At 57.9% G+C, this 20,483-nt stretch carries 18 protein-coding genes and 1 tRNA gene; 11 read left to right on the top strand and 8 right to left on the bottom strand.

The window, feature by feature from the left end; all coding sequences use genetic code 11:
- Positions 1–50 precede the first annotated feature (50 nt).
- The 4 genes from argF to ABWH92_RS02975 all read left to right on the top strand — a co-directional run bounded on the left by argF (position 51) and on the right by ABWH92_RS02975 (position 7,171).
- Positions 51–965 carry an ornithine carbamoyltransferase gene (argF, locus tag ABWH92_RS02990; protein WP_375572016.1) on the top strand — a complete coding sequence of 305 codons (915 nt, stop codon included), beginning with the start codon at positions 51–53 and terminating at the stop codon, positions 963–965.
- A gap of 132 nt (positions 966–1,097) precedes the next feature.
- The gene (locus ABWH92_RS02985) at positions 1,098–2,153 is read left to right on the top strand and encodes an Hsp33 family molecular chaperone (protein WP_375572014.1); all 1,056 of its coding nucleotides are present in this window, start codon (positions 1,098–1,100) and stop codon (positions 2,151–2,153) included.
- Positions 2,154–2,312: 159 nt separating this feature from the next.
- Positions 2,313–3,677 (top strand): efflux RND transporter periplasmic adaptor subunit, encoded by a 1,365-nt coding sequence (locus ABWH92_RS02980; RefSeq protein ID WP_375572012.1) that lies wholly within the window; start codon positions 2,313–2,315, stop codon positions 3,675–3,677.
- An 11-nt stretch (positions 3,678–3,688) separates the two neighbouring features.
- Positions 3,689–7,171: an efflux RND transporter permease subunit gene (locus ABWH92_RS02975; protein ID WP_375572010.1), complete on the top strand. Its 3,483-nt coding sequence runs from the start codon at positions 3,689–3,691 to the stop codon at positions 7,169–7,171.
- Positions 7,172–7,226: 55 nt separating this feature from the next.
- Here ABWH92_RS02975 and ABWH92_RS02970 read toward each other — a convergent pair whose 3' ends face one another.
- Together ABWH92_RS02970 and apaG are read right to left on the bottom strand one after the other, a co-directional pair.
- Positions 7,227–8,678: a TrkH family potassium uptake protein gene (locus ABWH92_RS02970; RefSeq protein WP_375572008.1), complete on the bottom strand. Its 1,452-nt coding sequence runs from the start codon at positions 8,676–8,678 to the stop codon at positions 7,227–7,229.
- Positions 8,679–8,695: 17 nt separating this feature from the next.
- The gene (apaG, locus tag ABWH92_RS02965) at positions 8,696–9,088 is read right to left on the bottom strand and encodes a Co2+/Mg2+ efflux protein ApaG (protein WP_375572006.1); all 393 of its coding nucleotides are present in this window, start codon (positions 9,086–9,088) and stop codon (positions 8,696–8,698) included.
- A gap of 166 nt (positions 9,089–9,254) precedes the next feature.
- Between apaG and ABWH92_RS02960 the strand changes: the two genes are divergently transcribed.
- Positions 9,255–9,863 carry a CDP-alcohol phosphatidyltransferase family protein gene (locus tag ABWH92_RS02960; protein ID WP_375572004.1) on the top strand — a complete coding sequence of 203 codons (609 nt, stop codon included), beginning with the start codon at positions 9,255–9,257 and terminating at the stop codon, positions 9,861–9,863.
- Here ABWH92_RS02960 and metZ read toward each other — a convergent pair.
- Positions 9,860–11,050, bottom strand: coding sequence for an O-succinylhomoserine sulfhydrylase (gene metZ, locus ABWH92_RS02955; RefSeq protein WP_375572002.1), 1,191 nt, complete (start codon positions 11,048–11,050; stop codon positions 9,860–9,862). The genes ABWH92_RS02960 and metZ overlap by 4 nt on opposite strands.
- Before the next feature lie 160 nt (positions 11,051–11,210).
- On the opposite strand from metZ, the gene ABWH92_RS02950 reads away from it, so the two are divergent.
- Positions 11,211–12,317, top strand: a complete 1,107-nt coding sequence (locus tag ABWH92_RS02950) for a 2'-deoxycytidine 5'-triphosphate deaminase (protein WP_375572000.1) — start codon at positions 11,211–11,213, stop codon at positions 12,315–12,317.
- Positions 12,318–12,462: 145 nt separating this feature from the next.
- Here ABWH92_RS02950 and ABWH92_RS02945 read toward each other — a convergent pair whose 3' ends face one another.
- Positions 12,463–13,284, bottom strand: coding sequence for an ion transporter (locus tag ABWH92_RS02945; protein ID WP_375571998.1), 822 nt, complete (start codon positions 13,282–13,284; stop codon positions 12,463–12,465).
- 177 nt (positions 13,285–13,461) lie between these two features.
- Between ABWH92_RS02945 and ABWH92_RS02940 the strand changes: the two genes are divergently transcribed.
- Positions 13,462–14,175, top strand: a complete 714-nt coding sequence (locus tag ABWH92_RS02940; protein WP_375571996.1) for a cytochrome c biogenesis CcdA family protein — start codon at positions 13,462–13,464, stop codon at positions 14,173–14,175.
- Between the two features lie 17 nt (positions 14,176–14,192).
- Complete coding sequence (locus ABWH92_RS02935) at positions 14,193–14,615, top strand: thioredoxin family protein (protein WP_375571995.1); 423 nt, start codon at positions 14,193–14,195, stop codon at positions 14,613–14,615.
- Positions 14,616–14,691: 76 nt separating this feature from the next.
- Here the strand turns inward: ABWH92_RS02935 and ABWH92_RS02930 are convergent, their stop codons facing one another.
- A complete protein-coding gene (locus ABWH92_RS02930) occupies positions 14,692–15,165 on the bottom strand; it encodes a YHS domain-containing (seleno)protein (protein WP_375571993.1) in 474 nt (157 codons plus the stop codon).
- Positions 15,166–15,358: 193 nt separating this feature from the next.
- Between ABWH92_RS02930 and ABWH92_RS02925 the strand changes: the two genes are divergently transcribed.
- Both ABWH92_RS02925 and ABWH92_RS02920 read left to right on the top strand, forming a co-directional pair.
- Positions 15,359–15,934: a TetR/AcrR family transcriptional regulator gene (locus ABWH92_RS02925; protein ID WP_375571991.1), complete on the top strand. Its 576-nt coding sequence runs from the start codon at positions 15,359–15,361 to the stop codon at positions 15,932–15,934.
- 34 nt (positions 15,935–15,968) lie between these two features.
- Positions 15,969–16,042, top strand: a tRNA-Gly gene (locus tag ABWH92_RS02920).
- Positions 16,043–16,114: 72 nt separating this feature from the next.
- Here the strand turns inward: ABWH92_RS02920 and ABWH92_RS02915 are convergent.
- On the bottom strand, positions 16,115–17,884 hold the full coding sequence (locus ABWH92_RS02915) for a glycosyltransferase family 2 protein (protein ID WP_375571989.1): 1,770 nt from the start codon (positions 17,882–17,884) through the stop codon (positions 16,115–16,117).
- A gap of 108 nt (positions 17,885–17,992) precedes the next feature.
- Between ABWH92_RS02915 and ABWH92_RS02910 the strand changes: the two genes are divergently transcribed.
- On the top strand, positions 17,993–19,030 hold the full coding sequence (locus ABWH92_RS02910) for a transporter substrate-binding domain-containing protein (RefSeq protein ID WP_375571987.1): 1,038 nt from the start codon (positions 17,993–17,995) through the stop codon (positions 19,028–19,030).
- On the opposite strand, the gene ABWH92_RS02905 is transcribed toward ABWH92_RS02910, so the two are convergent.
- Both ABWH92_RS02905 and ABWH92_RS02900 read right to left on the bottom strand, forming a co-directional pair.
- Entirely contained in the window at positions 18,990–19,805 is an 816-nt protein-coding gene (locus ABWH92_RS02905) for a sterol desaturase family protein (RefSeq protein WP_375574169.1), read from the bottom strand. The two genes, ABWH92_RS02910 and ABWH92_RS02905, sit on opposite strands and share 41 nt — an antisense overlap.
- Positions 19,806–19,976: 171 nt before the next feature.
- The gene (locus ABWH92_RS02900; RefSeq protein WP_375571985.1) at positions 19,977–20,387 is read right to left on the bottom strand and encodes a MarR family winged helix-turn-helix transcriptional regulator; all 411 of its coding nucleotides are present in this window, start codon (positions 20,385–20,387) and stop codon (positions 19,977–19,979) included.
- Between the last annotated feature and the right edge of the window lie 96 nt (positions 20,388–20,483).

Here is a 20,483-nt window from a genome sequence, read left to right as displayed (position 1 = left end):
CGCGCCCAACGCCTAACCCTTCGTTTTCTCTTGCAACCGGGCTGACACCTATGACCCGTCATTTCCTTGATATTGATACGCTTTCCAACACCACCTTTGAGGCGGTTCTTGCCGATGGCCATGCCCGCAAGCGTGCGCTGAAAGCTGGCACCGCCGACAAGCCATTGGACGGCAAAGTGCTGGCGCTTGTGTTCGAACAGCCTTCACTGCGCACCCGCGTGTCGTTTGATGTCGGCATGCGCCAGCTCGGCGGACAGACGCTTATGGTCACTGGCGCTGAGATTGAACTTGGCAAACGCGAGAGCGTACACGACACGGCCAAAGTGCTTTCGCGCATGGTCGATGGCATCATGATCCGTACGCTCGACCATGATCTGCTTACCGGTCTCGCCGAGCATGCCACAGTGCCGGTGATCAATGGACTGACCAAGATCTCGCATCCTTGCCAGGTCATGGCCGATATCATGACCTATCAGGAACATCGGGGCTCACTGGCGGGCAAGCGCGTCATGTGGTCCGGTGACACCAACAATGTTTTGACCAGTTGGATTCACGCCGCGGCTCATATCGATATGACCATTGTGGTCGCCTCGCCACCCGAAATGGCTCTGGGCGACGATGTGGTTGCCAAGGCCCATGCTGCAGGGGCCAAGCTGGAAGTCACAACTGACGCGGATGCCGCCGCTGAGGGTGCCGATCTTGTCATCACTGACACCTGGGTTTCCATGGGTGATGACCAGGCGCAGCGTCGCCACAACCTTCTCTCGCCCTATCAAGTGAATGACCGCTTGATGGCCCGCGCCAACCCTGACGCGCTCTTCATGCATTGCCTTCCTGCCCATCGCGAGGAAGAGGTGACAACCAGCGTCATTGATGGTCCACAGTCGGTCGTGTTCGATGAGGCAGAAAACCGCCTGCACGCCCAAAAGGGGGTCCTGGCTTGGTGTTTCGGTCTGGTCGAGTAGCGCAGACACAAGATCGCCCCTGGTGAGCGGCTTCAGTGATGTGGCTTGGATTCTGGACCTGCCTCACTATCTTATCGGATAACAGGGCGTCGCATGGTTTGGCGCCTCCTTTCTCCCATGATGAGACACCCCATGACACCGAACCCACCTTCTTCCGGCGGGACCGATCCCACCGGGCAGCCCAACCTGTTGTCCCAGCCCACGTCACGTGCGCCAGCGAGTTTTCACGCCAGCGACGATGATCATGTTATGCCGTTTGCGGTAGAAGAGCTGGATGTGCGCGGCCGCGTCATCCGCCTTGGTGGCGCCATTGATGATCTGTTGGATCGTCACGACTACCCACAGCCCGTCGCCCGCTTGCTCGCAGAGATGGTTGCACTCACGCTGCTCTTGGGCACAGCTCTCAAATTTGATGGTCGCTTCATCGTCCAAGCCCAAGGCGATGGCCCGGTATCCCTTCTGGTGGTCGATTTCCAAACACCCGATGCGGTGCGTGCGATGGCACGGTTCGATGATGCACGTTTGGAAGAAGCCGTTGCTGCCGGTCTAACCGAGCCCTCAGAGCTGCTGGGCGCAGGCCATCTGGCGCTGACGGTTGATCAGGGCGCCCACATGAACCGCTACCAGGGTGTGGTGGCCATGCAGGGCAAGAGCCTTGAGGAAATGGCGCAGGCCTACTTCCTGCAATCGGAACAGATTCCAACGCTTGTGCGCCTAGCTGTAGCGCAGACGGTGGATCGCGGCGATGCAGGCAAAGCCAAATGGCGGGCCGGCGGATTTCTCGCCCAGTATCTGCCACGCGACACAAGCCAACTTCCAGTGCAGGACTTGCATCCTGGCGACGATCCAAATGGCGAAACGGGCACCGACATGTCTGTTGATCAGCCCGACCATTGGCGCGAAGCAGAGGCATTGATCGGCACCATCGAAGCCGCTGAACTGGTTGATCCGCAAGTCGGTTCCGATCAGTTGCTCTACCGTTTGTTCCATGAGCGTGGGGTGCGCGTGTTTGAGGCCATGCCGGTTCGCGAGAGCTGCACCTGCTCCGCTGAGCGCGTGCAAGCAACGGTTAAGACCTTCGGAGACAATCCCGATGAGGGCATGATCAAGGATGGGGCCATCGAGGTGACCTGCGAGTTCTGTTCCAAGCAGTATCGTTTCGATCCCACCACCTACGAAGCGATGTAACGGCACCAGTAATAAGGTCGGTCAAAACCAACGGTTTGGCCGACCTTTTTGCATCAACACCAAGATGACCAATCTTTAACTCTCGCTTTGAGAGCATCTGTGGCACGGTTGGCATCGTAAACGGACACCAGCCCTTTTTTGCGCGATGAGCTTAATGCCATGCTGAATCCGGATCTTAATCCGACCCGTGATGACGAGACCGAGCTTGTAACGGTGGAGGAGCCGCAAGCAACGCGCGCCACTTCTCCTTTGTGGGTTGCTGGCAAGACGATGATTTCGGCAGTGCTGGCCATTGCCATTGTTGCAGGCGCAGTCACGGTGATGCAGCGCTTGATCGATAGCAGGCCAGAGGTGCCGCAGCGCCCGGCTGTTGAGCGGCAAGTGCCGGTGCTGACCCAAACAGCGCAGGTGGCCACCCACAGCCCCACCATCCGTGTTTTCGGTGAAGTGGTAGCAGGTCGCTTGGTCGACCTTCGCGCCCTTGTTGCAGGCGAGATCACAGGTGTGCACCCCAATCTGGAGGCCGGTCGACGCATCGATGCCGGCGCGCCATTGGTTGAGATCGACCGCTTCTCTTATGAGGGCGCAGTTGTTGAGGCAGAGGCCAATTTGGCCGAGGCGCGCGCCAGCCGTGCTGAGTCCGAAGCACGATCCGGTTTGGAGCGTGATCAGCTAGCCCGTTCTGTTGAACAAGTTAACTTGGCAGAGCGGGATCTTGCCCGTGCAAGTCAGCTCGTCGAGCGCGGTCAACTCACTGAGCGTGATCTTGAAGCTCGCCAGCTTACGCTTTCTCAGCGCCAACAGGCCGTGGATCAGCGCGAAGCCAATCTGCGCGTTGAAGAAGCACGTCTGGACCAGCTACGCGCCCAGATCGCGCGGCTGGAATGGCGCCTACAACAGGCCGAACGCGATCTTGAACGCACCACGCTTTTGGCTCCATTTGCCGGGGTCATTCGATCTGAAAGCGTCGAAATCGGTCGTCTCATCTCCGTCAATGACGCTGTCGCGACCATTTATGATGACAGTGCACTCAATGTCCGTTTCACCCTTTCCGACAGCCAATTCGGTCGTCTGACCGGTGAGGTCGAGCCACTAATCGGGCGTCCCATCACGGTCACCTGGTCGACGGGTGGCCAGGATGTGCAGCTGGCAGGCACCATTGATCGCTTAGACTCCGATATCTCTGCGGCCTCCGGTGGGGTTGCCTTGTTCGGTCGCCTGGACACCGAACAGATGACGGCTAACCTGCGACCCGGTGCTTTCGTATCGGTGTCACTCGCCGATCAGGCCTTCTCCAACACAATACGCATACCGGAAACGGCTCTCTACAACACAGATCATCTGTTCACTGTTGTGGACGACCGCTTGCAGCGCCGTGATGTGGAACTGGTTGCCTGGGATGGGTCGCATGCCCTGGTTCGCGCCGTCGACGATATCAGCCTCGATGGTGCAGAAATTGTCACTTCGCGCTTAACCGATGCTGGCGATGGCGTTGCCGTGCGTCGCGTCCAGCCAGCCTCTTAAAGGGCGCCGCGATGAGCAAGCAGCCCCTTTCTCGTTTACGCCAAACCCGCATCACGGCAGGCAATCGTCTCAATGAAGGGCCAACGGGCGCACGCGGGGTGATCCGGCTCTTCGTTCGCCATCCCAATGCTGCAAACTTGGTTATGGCGCTGATGGTGTTGTTCGGCATCTATGGGTTGGCCAACCTCAACACACAGTTCTTCCCCGACATTGAAACCAACTCGGTGACGATTTCGATCAGCTGGTCCGGTGCCAGCGCTGAGGATGTGGAAAGCAACATTCTAACGATTGTTGAGCCAGAAGTGCGCTTTATCGATGGCGTCGATGAAATCGTGTCTTACGCCCGCGAAGGGTCGGGGTCGGTTCTTCTCGAGTTCACCGATAGCACTGACATGGTGGAAGCGCGGGCCGATGTGGAACAGGCGGTTTCCGGGATCACCTTGCTGCCAGACGGATCAGACACGCCGGTGATCACAACCAGCAACTTTGCTGATCGTGTGGGTCGGATTGCTATCTCTGGACCGTTCTCTGAAGACGCGCTGAAAAGCTATGCGCGCGATCTGCGCGACCGTTTGATCAACAATGACATCGATCTGGTCAGCTTCTCAGGCATGCGCGACACCGAATATGAAGTGACCATCGATCCGGCAACGTTGCGCCGCCTTGATCTGAGCATCGGTGACGTTGCAACGCGCATCAGCGAAAACAGCCGCGACCTGCCGTCTGGCAATCTTGATGGTGATTTGGAACGTCAGATCCGCACGCTCAGCCAGGCTGATAGCATCGAGTCGCTGGGTCATGTGGTGGTGCGTGGCGAAGCCTCCGGTGAGCGGATCGAACTGCGCGATATCGCCGATATCCGCCAGACTTATGACAGCAGCCAAAGCCAAGGGTTCGTGCAGGGCGAGCGCGCCATCCGCATGGATGTTTCGCGCTCAGCGTCACAAGATGTTTTGGCAGTCGCCGATGCAATGGTGGCCACGGTTGAACAAGCACGGCTGGAATATCCCCAGTCGCTGAACCTTGCCATCTACGATCTGCGCTCCACGGCGGTGGAACAGCGTATCCAACTGCTGGTCACCAACGGCCTGTCTGGCCTCATTGTCGTGGTGACCATTCTTTTCGTTTTCCTGAATATGCGTATCGCCTTTTGGGTGGCTGTCGGCATTCCAACTGCGGTGATGGCAACGCTCGGCCTCATGTTCGTTTTCGGCGAGTCCATCAACATGATCTCGCTGTTCGCGCTCATCATGACGCTGGGGATCATCGTCGATGATGCGATTGTGGTGGGCGAGCACACGGCCACGCGTCTCGACATGGGTGATGGGCCTTACGAGGCTGCTGAAAACGGCGCCACCCGCATGATGATGCCGGTGATTGCCGCCATGCTCACCACCACAGCTGCTTTTGGCCCCATCTTGTTGGTTGGATCGACCATTGGCCAAATCATGGGCGTACTGCCCGTCGTCGTGGTTGCGGTTTTGATCGCCAGTTTGGTGGAAGTGTTCTTCGTCTTACCCGGTCACTTGGCCCATTCGCTTGGAGCAACGCCGCGCCGTGGCACCAATTGGACACGCCTTATCCTGACCGCTCTTCTGTTGGCGGCGCCCATGGTTTTGGTGCTCTATCAGGCACCGCTTGCTGGCGCTATTGGTTTGGGCGACGTCGCTGATGTGATCAATGCACACCCATTGGCTGCGACCCCGGCCTTGGCCGTCGCGATTGCGGTTTTGGCGTTTGTCCTGGCCGGTTTGATTGAGCTGTGGCGGCTTCATGGTGAGCGTCGACGCGACCGTTTGGGTTCCGCAACAGAGGTCAATCACAAAAGCTGGTTCCGACGTGGCTTTGATGGTGGATTTGCCTGGGTGCGCGACAATCCCTTCCGTATCATCGTCAAAACCGCGGTGGCCTGGCGCTATGTAACGCTGGCGCTTTGCGTCTCCGCGCTGATCATGATTGTTGGCGTCGTGCGCGGCAACCATGTTGGTTTCGTCTTCTTCCCCTCGCCGGAAGCTGAAAACATCACCGCCTCGATCACGTTTACGCCCGGCGTGTCGGAGGCAGGGGCGCTGGAGACTCTGGCACGGGTTGATCGCGCGTTGCGCGCTGCTGATGAGCAGCTAACCGCCAACCTTGAAGGCGAAGACACGTTGGTGCTCTCGGCCTACGCGGTTTACGGCCAATCCGGTCGCAATCAGGGCGATAATTTTGCCCGGATCGACGTTGAACTCACCTCTTCCGAGGCTCGCTCCATTCGCACGCCTGAAGTTGTAAGGGCATGGCAGCGCGCTGTGCCCGATTTACCGGGGGTTGAGCGCATATCCATTTTCGAGCGTCGTGGCGGTCCGCCAGGCCGCGACTTAGACATCCGCCTGCTGGGCGACAACGCGGCAACGCTGAAAGCTGCCGCTGCTGATCTACAGGATGCTTTGACGCAGTTTCCAGGCGTTTCCGGCGTTGATGATGACCTGCCCTACGGCAAGCCGGAAATCATTCTCACGCTGACAGAACGTGGGGAAGCCCTGGGTTTCACACTTGATGGTGTTGGGGCGCAAATCCGCGATGCTGTTGGTGGACGCACAGCGCGCAACCTGCCTTTCCCGGATGAAGAAATCGCCATTGTTGTGCGCCAGGATCTTGGCCAAGGCGGCACGGGGTCGCTGCGCACGCTTGATTTGCGTTCGCCGTCCGGCGTTTACGTTCCGCTGACTGAAGTCGTAAACCTGGAGGATCGGCAGGGCTTCTCGGTGATCCAGCGTCGTGACGGGCGAACCACTGTATCGGTCACCGCTGACGTTGATATTGAGGTGACAACCAACGGAGAGATCGAAGACGCGCTGCGCGGCGGTGATCTTCAGCGCATTGCCGATACCCATGGGGTTGATTTCACTTTCTCAGGTCGCGCTGAAGAACGTCAGGAAGCCTTTGATGATTTGGGCCTTGGCGGAATTCTGGCGCTCGGCATCATGTACATCATCTTGGCATGGGTCTTCGCCAGCTATTGGCGCCCCATCGCAGTGATGATGATCATCCCATTTGGCATCGTTGGCGCGATCATGGGTCATTGGCTGATGGGCTTCCAGCTCACCATTCTGTCCCTGATTGGATTGCTGGGCTTGGCGGGGATTCTGGTCAACAACTCCATCATCTTGGTGTCTCGTTTTGACGATCGCTTGAAGGAGGGCATGGCCGTTGCCGAGGCCGCTGTCCAAGCAACGCAGGATCGCTTCCGCGCCATTCTTCTTACGTCACTCACGACGGTTGGCGGGCTTTCGCCGCTGCTCTTTGAGACCTCGCTTCAGGCGCAGTTCTTGCTGCCCATGGCAATCACGATCACTTTCGGTCTTGCGACCGCAACACTGTTTGTCATGGTGTTGGTGCCGTCGCTGCTCAAGGTGGGCGATGATATCGCTCTGGTGTTGCGCACCTTCTTTGGGCGCCGGCTAGCTGATGATGGTGAGAGTGACAGTCGGGCGCTGACACCGGCTGAATAGGCAGGCCTCTCTCCGGTTAGGAAAGAGCCAAATTCAAGCCAGCGGCTGCTCGCCGCTAGCGCTGCCAGAAGCGCGGCAGGATAAGCACCAGAACGGTGAAGAGTTCCAAACGGCCAATCAACATCGCGAGCGCCATCAACCATTTGGCCAGATCAGGTAGCGTGGAGAAATTGCCCGCTGGCCCGATCACTGTGCCAAGCCCTGGACCGACATTGGCAATGGTTGTTGCCGCGCCGGAAAAGGCGGTCAGCGGATCAAGGTCCATCGCCATTAAGGCGACGGCCAGCAAGCCGATGAGCAGGAAGTAGAGGAAAATGAAGCTCATCACGGCAGAGACGACCGTCCCGTCTATCGGGCGGCCATTGTACCGCATGACAAAGACGCCGTGCGGGTAAGCAAGGCGTCGCACATGTTGGGTGACGGTCTTCAGCGCCACCTGCACCCGGAAGATCTTCATGCCGCAAGCGGTTGAGCCGGCGCATCCACCAATCAGCGTCAGGACCAAAAATACCATGACGGGCATCGCACCCCACTGCCCGTAATTCTCCGATGCGTAGCCCGTGCCGGTCATGATCGAGACCACGTTGAAGGTGGCGATACGCAGATCGGCAATGACGCCGCGCTCGGCCGTTAGTGGATCAAGCGCCAGTGCGACAATCATCGAAAAAACGATAAGCAGCGCCAGAAACACATGGACTTGGCTGTCGCGCAGCAGGCCCATTGGGCGCCCTTGCAACGCCTGTACATAGAGCAGAAACGGCAAGGACCCGAGGATCATGAAAACAATCCCGATCAGTTCCACCGCGCCGGATTGAAAATAGCCGATGGACGCATCGCGGGTGGAGTAGCCACCGGTTGCCACTGTCGTCATGGCGTGGTTGACGGCATCGAAAAACGTCATTCCCGCCGCGGTGTAAGCCATGGCGCACAAGAGCGTGAAGACGGAGAACACGCCGATCAGCGAGCCTGAAATTTGTGTGGCGCGAGGCAGAATCTTGTCCGGCGTATCAAAGGCTTCGGTTTTGAAAAGCTGCATACCACCGACACGCAGCATAGGCAGGATCGAAACCGCCATCACGACCACACCCAAGCCGCCGAGCCATTGCAGCATGGAGCGCCAGATGAGGACACCCGGTGGTTGGTCGTCCAGCCCAGAAACAACGGTCGCACCGGTCGTGGTGATGCCGCTCATCGCCTCAAAGAAAGCATCGGTGTAGCTCGGGGTCGCGCCGGACCAGAGCAAAGGAAGAGCGGCAAAAGCTGGCAGCACCGTCCATGCGCCAACGGTCATCAAAACGGCTTGGCGAGAAGAAAGAATAGCGGGTCGTCCGCGCCCGGTTTGCGCCAGACCCAGCCCAACCAGTGTTGTCACCAGTGAGCTGGCCGCAAACACCACCCAATCATTGTTGGCCTGCGCCAAATCCACCAGCGCTGGGATCATCATCGCGACACCAAGCGTTGCCAACAGCGCGCCGATAATCAGAAAAATCGGTCCAGGATTGAACATAAGCGGGTGTGTGCGACCTAGTTCAGCGTGCGCTCATAGAACGGCGCATCAAGCGAGAAGGCGGGAATGTCGACGTTAAAGCGTGTGCCTTCCAACGTTTCCACGCCATAGTGGCCGACCATGATGCCCGTCGGCGTATCCAGCGGACAGCCGGATGTGTAGCGAAAACTTTCTCCAGGGTGAAGAATGGGCTCCTCGCCAACCACGCCATCGCCGTTGATTTCTTGCACGCGGCCCAACCCATCGGTGATGTGCCAGTAGCGCGTCCGCACTTGAACAATAGATCGGCTGAGATTGGCAATCTCCACGCCATAGGCAAAGAAAAAGCGACCCGCATCAACATCTGACTCATCGGGCAGAAACTGCGGTTCCACCGTCACTTGGATGTTTTTCGTCACCGCCTGATACATCGCGCAACCCTGTTCGGGCCTTTCCTGGCTAGATGCTGTCAGTTTCCCATAAGGGGCTTGGCGTGTCACGCATGTTCACAAGCTGCTGAGTTGGATGCCTGACTGCTTGCGTCCCTTGGGCCAAGCGCCTAACCGAAAGCCGACGAAACATTGAAAGCTTTCCGCCATGCTTGATGGCCAGATGCGCACCTTGATTGACCCGCCGCTCAACGCTTTGGGCCGTGCGATCGCGCGTGTCGGCTTGACCGCTGATCACATTACGCTTCTTGGTTTGGTGCTGGGCTTGGCCGCTGGCTTGGCCATCGCGTTGCAGGCGTTTTGGGTCGGGCTTGCTTTGGTACTGGCAAGCCGTCTTGCTGATGGGCTGGATGGGGCAGTTGCCCGCGCCACACACAAGACCGACCGAGGTGGCTATCTTGATATCGTCTGTGACTACGCGTTTTACGCTGCTGTGCCACTGGGTTTTGCCATTGCCGATCCGGCCGCCAATGCAGTGGCCGCCTGCGTTCTGCTTTTCAGCTTCTACATCAATGGCGGCTCGTTTTTGGGTTATGCGATCTTGGCGGAAAAACATGGGATGAGCACGGATCGGCGTGGCTCCAAATCGCTCTATTTTACTGGCGGTTTGGCCGAGGGCACCGAAACCATCGCGGTTTTTGTGGTCGCCTGTATCATGCCAGCTTGGTTCCCTTGGCTGGCCTACGCCTTCACCGCGCTGGTCATGCTCACGGCCATCGCGCGTATCATCATGGCGTGGCAGACGTTTAAGCCCTAGCGCAGAGCCGAGCTGAGATCATCCCACAGGTCATCCACATGTTCCAAACCAACCGATAACCGCAACAGATTTTGGTGGATACCAAGATCAAGCCGGTCAGCTTCTTCCAACCGTTGGTGGGTGGTCGTAGATGGATGGGTGATGAGGCTCTTTGCATCGCCAAGATTGTTGGAGATTTTGATGATGCCCAGCCGGTTCAGAAACGAAAAGGCTTCGGCTTTTCCACCGTCCACTTCAAAGGCAATCAGCGTTCCACCGCGCGTCATTTGCCGTGAGGCAACCTCGAAATCGGGGTGATCGTTGCGATGCGGATAGAGCACGCGGGCCACATCAGGGTGTGCGGCCAAGAGATCTGCCAGGGCTGTGGCGTTGTCAGCTTGCTGGTTCACCCGCAGCGCGAAGGTTTCAAGGCTTTTTAGGATCACCCACGCGTTGAACGGTGAAAGGCTTGGCCCGGTTTGCCGCAAATAGTTGTGTAGGTGGTCGTTGATCCACGTCTCATCGGCCAGCACAGCACCGGCCAAACAGCGGCCTTGCCCATCCATATGCTTGGTCGCCGAATAGATCACCACATCCGCGCCAAACTGCATCGGGCGCTGGTAGAGCGGCGTGGCAAACACATTGTCCACGTAAAGCTTGGCACCGCCTTCATGGGCGATATCGGCCACCGCTTGCAGATCGATGACTTCCAGCGTCGGATTGGAAGGCGTTTCGAGGAAAAACACCTTGGTGTTGGGCCGCCTTGCAGCTTTCCAAGCGTCCAGATCACGGCCGTCAACCAGCGTGGTCTCGATACCAAAACGCGGCAGCAAGTCTTCCACCACATAACGACACGACCCAAAAAGCGCCCGTGCGGCCACCACATGGTCGCCAGCCGACAAAGAACAGAGCATAGCTGCTGTTACCGCTGCCATGCCTGAGGCCGTCACCCGGCAGGCTTCAGCGCCCTCCAGCAGGCAAAGTCGGTCTTCCAGCATCTTGATGGTTGGGTTGGAAAAGCGCGAATAAATGAATCCTGGTTCATCACCTTGAAAGCGCGCCTCAGCCTGCTCGGCGCTGTCATAGACAAAACTCTGGGTGAGAAAGAGCGCTTCGGATGTCTCGCCAAAGCCAGAGCGCATCGAGCCGCCATGAACGAGATGTGTCTCAGGGCGCAAGGCGTGGGTTGGCTTTGAAGTGTCGTTCATCGGAAAAATCCCAGAAGTGGCTGCTCGACCGACTATCACAGCTGTATCGTTCGTCAAGACGAACGTTTGTCCGGTTTAACGAACAAAGGTCGTAAACCAGCTGTGTATGGTTGTCTTGCTGAGATGGACTCAAGCATCGCTTTACGAAAACAGTTTTGCCATGAGCACATCTCTTCCTTCTTTCGGTCCGACGGACGGTATCCTGCCTGATCATGACATTGTCGCGATGGTTGAAGCCGGGGCGATCAGCCATGCCACGCCTTTGGATGAGGATCAGGTCCAACCGGCCAGCCTCGACCTGCGGCTGGGTCAGACGGCCTACCGCATCAAGGCGAGTTTCTTGCCCGGTGCTAATCGCACGGTGGCCCAGCGGCTCGGTGAGATTGCCTTGCACCAGATGGCGCTGGAAGACGGCGCGGTGCTTGAAACCGGCTGTATCTATCTGGTGGAGCTGAACGAGGCTCTGGCGCTACCGCCAGAAGTGAGCGCGGCAACCAACCCGAAAAGCTCCACCGGTCGGCTCGACATTTTTACCCGCGTGATCACCGATGGCGGCGCAGTGTTCGACCAAATTTCGGCGGGTTACACAGGCAAACTCTATTTGGAGATCGCGCCGCAGAGCTTTCCCATCCTGGTGAAACCAGGCTCGCGCCTGTCTCAGATCAGGTTTCGCTGCGGCAACACGCTGTTGTCCGACAAGGAGCTCAAAAGCCTGGACCAGCGCTTGGGCCTCGTCTCCGGTGCACCAGCCCAGTTCCAGAACGGGTTGGCGGTTTCCATTGACCTGAAAGGCGGGAAAGACGGCTTGATCGGCTATCGCGCCAAACGCCCTGGCGGCCTTGTGCGTGTTGATGAAAAGGCAGCGCTTGATCGTGAGGCCTATTGGGAGCCGCTCTATGCCGATGCGACCAACTCGCTGATCTTCGATCCAGCGGCTTTCTACATTTTGGTGAGCCAAGAAGCTGTGCACGTGCCAGCTGACTACGCCGCCGAGATGGTGCCGTTCGATCCACTCGTGGGCGAGTTCCGTGTGCACTATGCTGGCTTTTTCGATCCAGGCTTTGGTGCGCCTGAGGCCGATGGTGTTGGTGCAAGGGCAGTGCTTGAAGTGCGCTCGCGCGAAGTGCCGTTTTTGGTTGAGCACGGCCAGATGATCGGGCGGCTGGTGTTTGAGACCATGCGTGAACGCCCGACCACGCTTTACGGCGCAGGGGGCGTTTCCAACTATCAGGCGCAAGGCCTGAAGCTCTCAAAGCATTTTCGGTAGAGACGTGTCTCTCGATCGTCACCCTCGGCCTTGTGCTGGGGGTCCACTTCAATGGACTTTCCTGATGCCGCAATGATTGCAAGAACAGTGTGAGGCATGGATCCCCGCCACAAGGGCGAGGATGACGCTCCTGGAAGTTCGGCGACTACCCCTTCTTCATCTCCGCCACCTCTGAGCGCAGCGCCCGTAGCTCGCTCAAAATCACTTTCTGCTCTTCATGCAGATCGGCGCGCTCCTGTTCAGCGGTTTCCTCGTGTTCGGCCTGCATCGCCGAAACGATGATCCCGATGAACAGGTTGAGCACGGTGAAAGTGGTGCAGAGAATGAAGGGGATGAAGAACGCCCAGGCGTACGGGTGGACTTCCATGACCGGGCGCACGATGCCCATCGACCAGCTTTCCAGTGTCATGATCTGAAACAGGGAATAGGCCGAGGCTGGCAGCGTGCCAAACCACAGAGCCAACTCCTCGCAGCGCCCGGCAACGACTTCGCAGGCGCCTTCGCCTGTGCCGTAAAGTTTCGTCGCGATGACCGAGAAAACATAAAAGATCAGGGTCAAAAGCACCGTGATCGAGCCCATGCCAGGCAGGGCTGCAATCAGCCCGCCGACCACACGGCGCAATGAGGGGACCATGGAAACCAAGCGCAGCACGCGCAAAATACGCAGCGCGCGCAGAACCGAGAGTGCCCCGGTGGTGGGCATCAGGGCGATGCCGACAATTACAAAATCAAAAATGCGCCAGGGGTCGTGAAAGAACTTCGTGCGATAGACGTAGAACCGTAGCGCCAGCTCCACCACAAATACCCAGAGCACCGCTTCGTCGATGAACATCAAGATCGATCCGAACTGTGCCATCACAGCTTCAGAGGTTTCCAGTCCGAGTGTAATTGCGTTGAGCACGATGAGGGCGGTAATCGCCACCTCAAAGCGACGGCTGGTGATAAGGGCTTCAACCTTTTCGCGCATGGGGGGTCCTTGCTGGCGGGCGGAATCAACATCAGCCTTATGGGTAACCGATATGGTTGGTTCAAGGTCTTGATTGGTGATCGTTGGACTTCCTATCGACCTGCTTGCAGGGCTCAGTAAAGCAAACGTGACCGCAACCGGCTTGATCGCTGCTCTTGATGCTTGCAAAGGAGCGATATGGAGCTGATTTTCGCTTATGCTGCTGGATTGCTGACGCTGATAAACCCCTGCGTTTTGCCGGTGTTGCCCATCGTGCTCGTGGGTGCCTTGAACGCCTCCCGGTTTGGGCCGCTTGCGCTGGCTGCCGGGATGAGCCTTTCTTTTGTGGTGTTTGGCGTGACCGTCACGGCTTTTGGCAATGCGATTGGCCTAACGCCTGAACTGCTGGCGCAGATTGGTGCCGTTTTGATGATGGCGTTTGGTGCTGTGTTGATGGTGCCGGCTTTTTCCCGACGCTTTGAACTGGTTGCTGCCGGACCGGCCGCCAGCGCGGGCGCGCGCATGGGGGAAACGGATACTTCTGATGTGCGTGGCCAGTTTATTGGTGGCGCCTTGCTTGGCATGGTCTGGTCGCCATGTATCGGTCCGACGCTTGGCGGCGCAATTGCGCTCGCCTCACAAGGTCAAAGCCTTGGTTATGTGACGCTTATCATGACGTTTTTTGCAGCGGGCGTTTCAACGCTCATCGTGGCGCTCGGCTATGGCGCTCGGGAAACCATCCGCGCCCGCGCTGATAGCCTGCGCGGACTTGCTGAACGCTCCAAACCCATCATTGGCTTCACCTTCATTGCCGTTGGGCTGATGCTGTTTTTTGGCCTGCACCATATCATCGAAGCCTGGGCATTGGATGTCATGCCCATCTGGCTGCAAGACCTTTCTGTTGCGCTCTAACACGTGGAGACACTGCCATGACCCAACCGCTGAACCGTCGTCTGTTTTTAACCTCCGCATTGGCCTTGGCTGCCTCACCGTTGCTTGGTGTCACTGCAGCTCAAGCATCCGGTTTCGTGGAGTACACGCCAGGCCTTATCGATGAAGCGCTGGCCGAAGGGCGCACCGTGTTCGTGGATTACTCCGCCACCTGGTGTGGTACCTGTCGCCGCCAAGAGCGCGTGGTCAACAATCTGCGGGCGAGCAACCCTGCCTATGATCAGGCGATGACCTTCGTGCGCGTTGACTGGGACACCTATCGCACCCACGAAGTGGCCGTGCGCCGTTCTATTCCGCGCCGCTCCACGCTGCTGGTGCTGAAAGGCAATCAGGAGCTTGGTCGCATCGTGGCCGGCACGTCAGCAACGGAGATCAGGCTTTTGATGGACAAAGGGCTTTAGCGGGGCGACCACCAGCCCGCATGGAACCGTGGCAGTCCAGGCCGCCACGGTCGGTTATCACGGAGACAGAAGCTGTTTACTGCTGAAGAGCAGCCGGTTCGACATCAACAATGGTTGGCCAGTTTGAATCGGCTTGTTCGATGTAGCCGGGGACATCTTGCAACCAACGTTCCTGGATATCGGCGGAGATGTTCAGATAAAGCTCGCCATCCACAATGCGCCACTGCTCGGGGTCGCCATCGAACTTGAAGCCCATGGCGGCGCCAAAAGCACAGTAGCCACCATACTCAGGCAGGAAGGACTCAGGATCGGCTTCAAATGCGGCTTTGTGCTCTTCGCTAGAGAAGCGATAGGTCGCATCTTGGTAGCTCGCAGTAATCCGCCAATCGCCTGGCGTTGCTTCACCTTCCGTGAAGTAGGCAACAGGATCATAGCCTTGCAGCGCGAGGCCGGTGGACGAGGCGTTGAGTTCAACGCCGGCAGCCAAAGCGGAAGAGGCCAGGGCAACAGAGACGGCAGCACCGGCTAGGAGAGATTTGACGTGTTTCATGAAAGGTTTCCTTGTTCATCGGGGCGAGCAACACGCATGCCCCGGGTTTGCGAAAGTTCGCGGCGCTTTCGCGCGTCGAATGGGCAAATCCTTTCATTAGGAACCAATTGGTACAAATCAACAGTCTGTGATAGTTAGCGAGCAGACCGTGAGCACGTGATGCTCACTCTCTCACCTATCCAGTGGAGCAGTCATGGCACGGCCTCGATCCTTCGATTTGGACACCGCCCTTGATGGTGCAATGGAAATCTTCTGGCGTCAGGGCTACATGGCCACCAACCTGCCAGATCTTCTCAAGGCGATGGGGCTGACGCGCGGCAGTTTCTACAAAGCCTTCACTGACAAGGAGAGCGCCTATCTGGCGGCACTCGACCAGTATGACAAAAAGGTGGTCGACCGGACGTTGGAAGCTTTGGCAGACTGCAAAGGGTCTACATCCGCTGACTGTCTCAGCCTTTTGTTCTCCGACTCCAAAGACCCTGGTCGTGGCTGCTTCATCTGCAACGCTATGGTGGAACTTGGACCCGTTCAGAGCGAAGTAAGTAGACGCACAAACCGCATGGCGTCTAAGTTGCGCGATGGGATTGCCGAGGTGCTGCATCGCTATGATGGCGAGATGGGGGAGAGAGCAGCGGTCCAGCCTGTTCAAGAAAAAGCCGATCTGATTTTGCATCTCTACTTTGGCCATCAGGCGATGGGCAAAGCATCGACCGAAGGGCAAGGTTGGTCACTTCAACTGACACACATTCTTGGCCAGAACGGCGCTTGATGGAAACGGCAGGCTCTGCCACAAGCAGATCAAAGCGGGTGTAGCTCAATGGTAGAGCAGCAGCTTCCCAAGCTGACGACGAGGGTTCGATTCCCTTCACCCGCTCCATGTTCGCACCGCCCTGTGCCTTTGGCACAACCGCGCGCTGGCCAACCGCTTACTGGCCCATTCTGAAAGCAATCAGATCGCTTGGTGCGGTGTCTTGTTCCAATGGTGAGGGCGGCGGATTAGCTCCCACAACGCCAAAAAACCCGCCGCTGACAGGCAAATCCAATAGAGTGGGATAGACAGAAGAACCGGCACAATGCCCTTCATGCTGCGTCTGTTTGCTCCCGCTCCGCTCAGCATCACCACCGACAGGTAGCCCAAACTGAAGTTGACCAAATTAAGGGTGATGAGGACCTGTCCGGTCCCTGTTGCAGCGGCGTAGAGCGGTCCGCCCACGCCGCTCATTGCCCAGAGTGTAGCCCCCAGGAAGAACGGGTGAATCAGAACGGACACAAGCACGCCAAGCATGATGGTTTGAAACACGAGAAAACCACCAAACCCAAGTTCGTGCATCAGCCGTATTGGGTGGCGCATATGCACCAGCCAAGTCTGCCACCAGCCCTTAAACCATCGCGCCCGTTGTTTGATCCAAGGTTTGAAGGCGGTTGGCGCCTCTTCAAAGGTTGTCGAGTTGATCATCTGCGTGGTGTAGCCAAGGCGTGCCAAGCGGATGCCAAGGTCTGCATCCTCCGTCACATTGTAGGGGTCCCACCCACCGGCCTCGATGAGCGCTGAGCGGCGAAAGTGATTGGAGGTTCCACCCAAAGGAATTGGCAAGTTGAAGCGCGAAAGTGCCGGCAAAAACGCATCGAACAAGGCCATATACTCAAGTGCAAAATGCTGAGTAAGAAAATTCACGCGCCCATTGGTGACGTGAAGCGCGGCTTGAACGCACCCAAGTTTTGAGGCGTGTTTGGACTTGGATACCTCAAACATCGCCACTGCCTTGCGCAACTGGTCGTGTTCGGGCCGATCTTCAGCATCATAAATGGTGATAAACGCACCGCGTGTGAGCGGTAGCGCGAAGTTCAGCGCTTTGGGTTTGGTTCGTGGTTTGCTTGGCGGCACACGGATCACGGCCATGTGGTCAGGCAGCTTCTGCTTGGCCAATGCTTGCAAGGTAGCGCCGTCATCGGCTTCGGTCAGAATCAGGATTTCCAGCTTGTCTGGCGGGTAATCGAGCGCTCGCATGGAAGCAATGAGCTGTGGCACCATGGCTGCCTCGTCGTAGATCGGGATCAGCACCGAAAACATTGGCAGAGCATCATCCAAGGCGCGGTTTGCCATTGGTTTGTAGCGAGCAAGCCGAGGCATGGGTGTGAGCACCGCCAAAATCCGCGCGATGCCAACCGAGAAGTAGAGAGTGCCAAACACACCGTTCAGCATCACCAGCAGACTCGGCGTGGCGAGCAAGGCCCAAAGACCAAGACAGAGCGTTATGGTCGCCAAGGCAATGGTTTGGCTGCGGACAAACGTGTCCCGCGCGCTCATCTCCGGTTGCGTGGTGGAGAGGTGTGTTTGCGAAAACGCCGTGAGATCGGTGCCCAAGGCATCTGCCCACATCGCCTGCACCGTTCCGCGCGGAGCAAGGAAAAGCAGATCAGCGGCCTTGGGATTCGTCGCACGAAGTCTGGCAATTGTGGCGCGCGCCGATGGTGTATCCTCATAGACAGCGCCACGTGCCCCATTGCGGTGCCGCAATGGCATGTAACGAACTTTGTTCACAAGCGCGCGCAACCGAGAGGATGGACCAAGCAGGTCTGGCATCCAGCCTTCAGGTATTGGACCTGATGTTACGGGAGGTTTGTCAGGTTTGATGGGCAAACGCGCTGCCGCCTGCGCATCGGCATAGCGCGGTGGCGGCGCCACCCGCATGCTCTGCTGACTGGAAAGGCTGCCCATGCCTGCTTCCCCCAAAAAGCTGATCTGATCCAGGCCCCACCCCGGTCAGCCCGCTAGCCTCTCGCCTTTCTTACCCGAGCGCTATCGGGGTCTCTGCCTAGGTGCGCGATGGCCGGACGCTATACTTTGCGCAATTCCCGGTTTGAGCTTGCTTCAGAGAGCGCTATACCCAAGCCTGATCTCGACCATTCTGACGTGCGGATGCCTGTGCGAATTCTTCATCACCCTTTTTGCATGGCGTTAGTCAGCCCTCTGCTGCTAGCCGCCCTTTTGCTGCTGCCTTTGGCAATGGCAGGGCCAAGTTCAGCGCAAGACGGTGAAGGCGCCAGCGAAAGCACCGCCCAGGAAGAGGGTTCAGAGGCGCCAGCAGGGCTGTCCGATCTTCGCTTCATCAATCCGCGCGCGCGCATCGCACTGCCTGAACCAATGCCTGGGCCAGTGTTACGCTTTGTGGTCGCTGACGATTTCCCGCCCTTTGCCTTCCTTGACGGGTCGGGACGCCTTTCAGGCGTGCATATCGATCTGATCCGTGCCGTCTGTGACACGCTCGATCTGCCGTGCACGCTGCAAGCGCGCCGGTTTGACCAGGTGATGGCTGCCGCGCAGGAAGACCCCAACAATCTTGTTCTCGCCGCCGGTCTTTCCATCACCCGACAGAATGCGGAGCGGTTCACCTTTTCCTTGCCCTATTATCGGTTTGCCGCCCGTTTTGTTGGCGCACAGTCCGCTGTGGCCGAGACCAGTGATAGCGCAGACTGGCTGAACGATGCTCGCATCGGCGTGGTGGAAAACACCGCTCATGCCGCCTTTTTGCGTGATGCCTATGCCGATACTGAGATTGAAACCTTCCCCAACGCACAGGCGATGCTGCGCGCGTTGCGGCGTGAGGATATCAGTCACGCCTTTGGTGACGGCATTGACCTGGCCATTTGGCTTGCAGGCAATCAGTCAGGTGACTGTTGCGCCTTTGTCGGTCAGCCAATCTTCTCGGTTAGCTATTTCGGCGAGGGGTTAGCCTTTGCAGTTCCCCGAGGCCAGTCGCAGCTTGTTCAGGCGCTCAACGCGGCACTTATTCGCTTGGAGTCGTCCGGGGAACTGGAGACGATTATGCTGACGGCGTTTCCACTCGATCCGTTGGGGCTCTAGCCGCTTCGCCTTCCATCAGCGGATCGGGCGCATTGACCTTTTGGTAGGTGCGAAACGGCAGCAAAAGGCTCCAGATGAGGCCGGTTGGCTCGCGGTTTTGATGCTCGGCAAGCCCGATGGTCATGCCCTGCTGGCCCATCACCGGATCCTGCGTGTAGACGCCGAACAGACGGTCCCAAATGGAGAGGTTGAAGCCGTAATTGGTGTTGGTTTCACGCTCAATGATGGAGTGGTGAATGCGGTGCATGTCAGGTGTGACAATGGCGGGACGCAAAACACGATCAATTGAAAGCGGCAGCTTCACGTTGGAATGGTTGAACATCGCCATGCCGTTCAAAATGATCTCAAAAATCAAAACCGCGATAGCGGGCGCGCCCAGCAAGGCCACCAAGGCGCCCTTCCAAAGCATGGAGATGATGATCTCCAGCGGATGAAAGCGCAGCGCGCTGGTCACGTCCAAATCCACATCGGCATGGTGCACTTTGTGGATGCGCCAAAGCCAAGGCCAATGGTGTGAGACCACATGCTCCAGCCAGACCGCGAAATCGAGAAACACGATCACAAACAGAACGACCAGGATCATCGGCACGTCGATGATATTGAAGAGGCCAAAGCCCGCCCCTTCGGCCCACAGCGCAACGCCCACAGCGGCGGCTGGGAAGAGGATGCGCAACACGACGGAGTCGACGATGAGCATGCCCCAATTGGTCAGCCAGCGCCGTCCGCGCGCTGGAAAACGCTCCCGGCGCGGCAAAAACTGTTCAAACACCGCCATCGCGGTGAAGATGCCGATAAAGGCGGTCAGGCGAACGGTGGCTTCAGAAAACTCTGGCACACGATCCTCGTGCTGATGTGAATGTCACACCGATATAGGCTAGCGCGCGCTCACCGTCGCTTCAAATGGGTGTGAGGTCGCAGCCGCCGCGCAGATCCCACCAGCAACGCACTACAAGCGCCGCAGCAGGGCTCGCAACGTTTCCTGCTCCTCGTTTGAAAGCGGGGTGAGGATGTCGGCCAGCACCTGCGCAACTGCTTCCTGTATGCGCAAAACGGCCTCTTGCCCCTGTGGTGTGAGCAGCAGCACGTTCACACGCGCATCCGCGGGATCCACCTGCCGTTCAATCAAGCCTTTGGCTTCCAGTCCCTGAACAGCTCGCGTCATCTGCGATTTATCGCGCTGCATAGCACTGACGAGTGCGTGCATTTTCACCGGGGCCATATCAGCCAGAGTCAGCAACAAGATACCGCCAGACGGCCCAACCTTGTGGCTGTCAAACTGCTCAGCACGCGCGCCCAGCTGGGCATGAATGCGACGCATAAAACGGTCAGTCAGTTGTGCGGTCTCAATATCTGGCATGGTTTATTTTGTTGACATAGTCCACTTTATGATAGTTGATAAAGTCAACTTACCTCCTCAGCGACGTGTTCTGCCGCCTCGCTTTAGGCATCACAG

The organism is Ahrensia marina, assembly GCF_042140245.1.
Classification (GTDB): Bacteria; Pseudomonadota; Alphaproteobacteria; order Rhizobiales; family MH13; genus MH13.
This window is presented reverse-complemented; position numbering and strand designations above follow the sequence as displayed.

Bases quoted from the DNA above. Each gene is read 5' to 3' on its own strand.
- ABWH92_RS02970 (WP_375572008.1), bottom strand. From the start codon at position 8,678: ATGTTCAATCCTGGACCGATTTTTCTGATTATCGGCGCGCTGTTGGCA.
- ABWH92_RS02950 (WP_375572000.1), top strand. From the start codon at position 11,211: ATGAGCACATCTCTTCCTTCTTTCGGTCCGACGGACGGTATCCTGCCT.
- ABWH92_RS02940 (WP_375571996.1), top strand. From the start codon at position 13,462: ATGGAGCTGATTTTCGCTTATGCTGCTGGATTGCTGACGCTGATAAAC.
- ABWH92_RS02960 (WP_375572004.1), top strand. From the start codon at position 9,255: ATGCTTGATGGCCAGATGCGCACCTTGATTGACCCGCCGCTCAACGCT.
- ABWH92_RS02915 (WP_375571989.1), bottom strand. From the start codon at position 17,884: ATGGGCAGCCTTTCCAGTCAGCAGAGCATGCGGGTGGCGCCGCCACCG.
- ABWH92_RS02975 (WP_375572010.1), top strand. From the start codon at position 3,689: ATGAGCAAGCAGCCCCTTTCTCGTTTACGCCAAACCCGCATCACGGCA.
- ABWH92_RS02910 (WP_375571987.1), top strand. From the start codon at position 17,993: ATGGCCGGACGCTATACTTTGCGCAATTCCCGGTTTGAGCTTGCTTCA.
- argF (WP_375572016.1), top strand. From the start codon at position 51: ATGACCCGTCATTTCCTTGATATTGATACGCTTTCCAACACCACCTTT.
- ABWH92_RS02905 (WP_375574169.1), bottom strand. From the start codon at position 19,805: ATGGCGGTGTTTGAACAGTTTTTGCCGCGCCGGGAGCGTTTTCCAGCG.
- ABWH92_RS02980 (WP_375572012.1), top strand. From the start codon at position 2,313: ATGCTGAATCCGGATCTTAATCCGACCCGTGATGACGAGACCGAGCTT.
- ABWH92_RS02900 (WP_375571985.1), bottom strand. From the start codon at position 20,387: ATGCCAGATATTGAGACCGCACAACTGACTGACCGTTTTATGCGTCGC.
- ABWH92_RS02930 (WP_375571993.1), bottom strand. From the start codon at position 15,165: ATGAAACACGTCAAATCTCTCCTAGCCGGTGCTGCCGTCTCTGTTGCC.
- ABWH92_RS02985 (WP_375572014.1), top strand. From the start codon at position 1,098: ATGACACCGAACCCACCTTCTTCCGGCGGGACCGATCCCACCGGGCAG.
- ABWH92_RS02945 (WP_375571998.1), bottom strand. From the start codon at position 13,284: ATGCGCGAAAAGGTTGAAGCCCTTATCACCAGCCGTCGCTTTGAGGTG.
- apaG (WP_375572006.1), bottom strand. From the start codon at position 9,088: ATGTATCAGGCGGTGACGAAAAACATCCAAGTGACGGTGGAACCGCAG.
- metZ (WP_375572002.1), bottom strand. From the start codon at position 11,050: ATGAACGACACTTCAAAGCCAACCCACGCCTTGCGCCCTGAGACACAT.
- ABWH92_RS02925 (WP_375571991.1), top strand. From the start codon at position 15,359: ATGGCACGGCCTCGATCCTTCGATTTGGACACCGCCCTTGATGGTGCA.
- ABWH92_RS02935 (WP_375571995.1), top strand. From the start codon at position 14,193: ATGACCCAACCGCTGAACCGTCGTCTGTTTTTAACCTCCGCATTGGCC.